This is a genomic window from Marinobacterium arenosum, assembly GCF_019795155.1.
GTDB lineage: Bacteria > Pseudomonadota > Gammaproteobacteria > Pseudomonadales > Balneatricaceae > Marinobacterium_C > Marinobacterium_C arenosum.
This window is the reverse complement of sequence record NZ_JAILYN010000095.1, coordinates 1-4,160: the sequence shown is the minus strand read 5'-3', so window position 1 is coordinate 4,160 and position 4,160 is coordinate 1. Positions and strand designations below refer to the sequence as shown.

The window sequence follows — 4,160 nt, the reverse complement described above, 5'->3', positions numbered from 1 at the left end:
AGTGGACGCATCCAGTACAAAACTGGAATCTGACGCTATCCCAGTTGACCATCCACTTCCCGGGCAGGGTGGATCAATATGTGGACCTGTGATTTACGCTGACACAGAACTATGAACACCCTCTTGAAATTCGCCGGCAACTGAGCCCAATAAGCCGCCTCCAATGCCAAATCCTCTCGTGCCACCACCATACCGCTATCCGCCAAGACACCGACTGATCCGGCGACATTTCCTTTCAGTGTCTGCATATCAGGCGCGAATAGCGCTAACGTCAGGTGGTGCTCGCCCATCACAAATCGACCCGCGGTAAGGTCATCCAATGCATCGTCGATTTGCTGAATTTGAGATTCGGCCAAGTCACCGGAGTTGACCATACGCCCCTGCTGACGTTTGAGAAGCTGAGTTGCCACCGGCCGGCTTAGAAAAGTAAACGATTGCGCCAGGACAATGGGAAATGGCGCCGACAGTAAGGCATTCAACAAACCGGCTTCAGTACTCTCCGGGTACTCCTTGATCGCCAGTATGGCGCCAACATGGCTATCGGCAACTCGACGGATTTCGAACGCTTCATGCCCAAAAAAAGGACGACTGGTCGGCAAAACGTCGGCTAATCGGCTGCGTGGTACCGGGAAACGCTGCCACTCTCCGTTGACCAGGAATGCAAGAAACTCTAATGGCTCGGAAAATAAGGTACCTTGATATTCATAAGTACGAAGTATACGTGGCGAATAAAGATATAGCCCTGCTAAAATGTTTGAAACCAGCTCATGGAGCTTTTCTAGTGCGTCCGTCTGCTGATCGACCCGGTTGGTAGCATTTCGATTTGCCAGTTTGTCGAGCATACTGACGGCCTTATTAGGCTGGGGTCGATAAACAACTGTCAAGTACAGCTCGTTGATCATCATTTTAGTATTCGCCAGATGCCCCCTGTACTTATCATTCAGGATTCGGGCAAATCCCGGTGCAAACTCGCCTTGCGGGAAGGCGTTTTCCTCCCGGCGCACAGTATGAGTCCAAAGAGCCGTGTTAGGACTTGAGATATTTTTAAAAAGTTGATTTAACTGATTTCTCCAAACCACAACATCTTCATAATCTGCACTCTCGTGGGCGATGCCGTCGAGGCGGATAATCTGCAGAAAATCACCGGCTTCCGTCTTGATCGTAAACCGATCAACTTGAGTAGTGTAGGGTATGAAATCTGCTGCTGGATTTTCTTTTGGCCAGAGCCCTGCCCGGATAGGAGTATGCATATCAGATACCCCTATTTCTACGAGTATTTACCAAAGGTGTTGCTGAGCTGGCCCCCCAATATTGACGCGATACAGACCGTCCCTTGGTTGAAACCCACAACGACAGCAATCGGAAAGCACGAGGATCTTTTTGGCAAACCAAATAGCTGATGACGTGTAGTGGCAGGTAGATAGTGAGAGTGAATATATTCCCACTACCGAGAAACACCACCGCTGTCACCATTACACAGACAATGAGCGCCTCATAGGTGATCCCGCCCACCATAGATGGGCGTGTTACACCTACAAATAGGGGGTCCGTATCGTTTATCATTGAGCACCATCCTTGGTGTCGTAATTAGGCTATCGCCCCAGAAAAGGTATCGACCAGTGTTGCTGCGCCGAATACTAAGACTATGCCACCCATGGTTTTAAAAGCAGCTTCCCAGGTGAGCTTGCCTGCCCAGGCGTAATAACCCAATGCAGCAACAGCAATGATGGCAACAGATCGAGCAATTCCGCTAGTCAGAAGTTCGACCATCCAGTCCAAGCCATCTTCAATGGGACCAGCATAGGCGACATTTGGTGCTATTAAAAAATAAAATAGCAGGAACATTAAGCCTCGCCAGTGATGGACAGGTTTTACCTCGGAAGTGTTAAATTTATTCGGATAGGTATTGGTTTTCAGTTTATTCACTTTCTTCATTCCTTAAATCTAGTGCAACTGCATGAACCTGGATGTATTAGTACTTCCTATGTCGGACAAGGCACTCCAAGCCTGACCTCCACATACTTTTATCACTGAGTTACCAGTGGCGCCCTCCTTCAACATGGGTTAGAAATAGGCATACAGCTACCGGACTTTCGACCACATATCTGTATCAAAGTTAGTGTGACAACTATCTTCAAAAACCATTGTTCATCATTTGAGCAATCTTGAGTGTATTTTTCTCTCACACAATGTTTCTTGACCGTAGTCAAATTTCTAGTCAAAACTTAAAATTTCTGTGCAGAACAACCTGTAAACAAGTCCATTCGGAGCGCTCATGGATCAATACACAAGCGAATAAACGCACGATTCAGGCGCACAGGTAGCCTCAGCAACGCCGGCCGAACGCAAGTGTTTGGCGCGGAACTCTGATAGCCAAAGAGCAGCGCTACCGAAAGCCGGGAGGAGTACGGGGGAGTAGTCAGCAAAACCGGCCACCTGTTTCATCAGACAGTTTGGTAATCCACGGCTCTCATTCTCTCTCATTTGCGTGGCGGCCTAATGAGTCCGGACACCAATTGAGGCGTAACCGTCCGGTAAACACACCTTCCTCCATGCGTCTTACCCGCTAACAATAGGTGCCCATCTATTTTTAAGTGGGCACCTACGATGATGACAGACACTGTTCGCAAGCGCCGCCGCCACGCGCCCGAGTTCAAGGCTGCCGTTGTGGCCGCCTGCCTGGCGCCCGGCGCCTCCGTGGCGCGCATCGCCCGCGAGCATGACCTCAATGCCAATCTCGTCCAGACCTGGATCCGCAAGGCCCGGCAACAGCCTTCGGGCACGCGTGATCCCGCCTTTGTTCCGCTCAAGTTGCCCGCCAGCTCAGCTGCGGAGGTAGCGACTGCGCCACCAGAGCCTGTGTCGGACCGGATCCGTATCGAGATTCCACGCCCGACCGGTGCCCTGGTGGTCGAATGGCCGGCCTCCCACGCCGAGGGCTGCTTGGCGCTGCTGCTGAATCTGCTGCGATGATCCGCATCGACGAGGTCTGGCTGGCCACCGAGCCGCTGGATATGCGCGCCGGACCGGACACCGCCCTGGCCCGGGTGGTGAAGGTGTTCGGCAGTGCCCGGCCGCACTGCGCTTATCTGTTCGCCAACCGACGGGGGAATCGCATGAAGGTGCTGATCCATGACGGTCTCGGCGTCTGGCTCTGTGCCCGCCGCTTGAATCAGGGCAAGTTCCGCTGGGCCGAGGCCTGGCGGGGTGATCGGCTGGTGCTGACGCCTGAACAGCTGGCCGCGCTGGTGCAGGGACTGCCCTGGCAGCGGATCGGCCCTGACGGCGTGATTAGCGTGCTGTAAGAGCGGGGCACAACCGTTGGCCTGACGCTATTGGCCGTTTCGCGCATCGCCAGACCGCTGTCGCTCTGGCACACTCCCTGCCATGACCACGCCTCCCGACCTGTCCCAGCTATCCGCCGAACAGCTTCGCCAGCTGGCGACCGAGCTGATGGTGCGCGTTGAACAGCAGGATCAGGTCATCCAAGCGCGCGAACAGGCGCTTGAACACAGCCAAAAGGTGCTGCGACACAGCGAGCAGCGCAACCAGCAGCTGACCCATGAGCTGGCGCTGCTCAAGCGCCACCAGTACGGCCAGCGCAGTGAGCACCTCAATGCCCTTCAGATCAGCCTGCTCGACGAGGTGATCGAGGCCGACATCGCCGCCATCGAAGCCGAGCTGGAGCAGCTGAAGACGCCGGCCAGCGCCACACCAGAGAAGCGTCGCCCGAAGCGCGCCCCCTTGCCGCCCGAACTGCCCCGTACCGAGATCCGCCATGAACCGGACTCGGCTCTCTGTGCCTGCGGTTGTCAGCTCAAGCGCATCGGCGAGGAGGTCAGCGAGAAGCTCGACTATACGCCAGGCCTGTTCACCGTCGAACGGCATATCCGCGGAAAGTGGGTCTGCGAGGCGTGCGAGCCCCTGAGCCAGGCGCCGATGCCGGCGCACGTCATCGACAAGGGGATCCCGACGACCGGGCTGCTGGCGCATGTCATGATCGCCAAATACGCCGATCACCTACCGCTGTACCGCCAGGTGCGTATTCCGGCGAAGTTGAACACCGATTCCGGACGAACGTGAACACCTGATTTCTCAACGCATCACGCCCAGACGTTTTTAGCCCAGGTGTTCATCTTCGGTCAACTGGCCGAGGATTT

Annotated in this window: 4 protein-coding genes and 2 pseudogenes; 3 read left to right on the top strand and 3 right to left on the bottom strand. The window is 54.8% G+C overall.

Annotated elements, in window-relative coordinates; genetic code table 11:
* Positions 1–134: 134 nt before the first annotated feature.
* The 3 genes and pseudogenes from K6T12_RS21680 to K6T12_RS21200 all read right to left on the bottom strand — a co-directional run.
* Positions 135–842: pseudogene (locus K6T12_RS21680) on the bottom strand (VirB4 family type IV secretion/conjugal transfer ATPase); the annotation flags it as partial.
* 409 nt (positions 843–1,251) lie between these two features.
* On the bottom strand, positions 1,252–1,563 hold the full coding sequence (locus K6T12_RS21905) for a type IV secretion system protein VirB3 (protein ID WP_222224968.1): 312 nt from the start codon (positions 1,561–1,563) through the stop codon (positions 1,252–1,254).
* Between the two features lie 24 nt (positions 1,564–1,587).
* Positions 1,588–1,926 carry a TrbC/VirB2 family protein gene (locus K6T12_RS21200; RefSeq protein ID WP_222224967.1) on the bottom strand — a complete coding sequence of 113 codons (339 nt, stop codon included), beginning with the start codon at positions 1,924–1,926 and terminating at the stop codon, positions 1,588–1,590.
* Between the two features lie 681 nt (positions 1,927–2,607).
* Here K6T12_RS21200 and tnpA point away from each other — a divergent pair.
* The 3 genes and pseudogenes from tnpA to K6T12_RS21185 form a co-directional block, all read left to right on the top strand.
* Positions 2,608–2,973: an IS66-like element accessory protein TnpA gene (gene tnpA, locus K6T12_RS21195; protein ID WP_222224966.1), complete on the top strand. Its 366-nt coding sequence runs from the start codon at positions 2,608–2,610 to the stop codon at positions 2,971–2,973.
* Positions 2,970–3,305, top strand: coding sequence for an IS66 family insertion sequence element accessory protein TnpB (gene tnpB, locus K6T12_RS21190; protein WP_222224965.1), 336 nt, complete (start codon positions 2,970–2,972; stop codon positions 3,303–3,305). Before tnpA ends, tnpB begins: the two co-directional genes overlap by 4 nt.
* Positions 3,306–3,387: 82 nt before the next feature.
* Positions 3,388–4,047: pseudogene (locus K6T12_RS21185) on the top strand (IS66 family transposase); the annotation flags it as partial.
* Between the last annotated feature and the right edge of the window lie 113 nt (positions 4,048–4,160).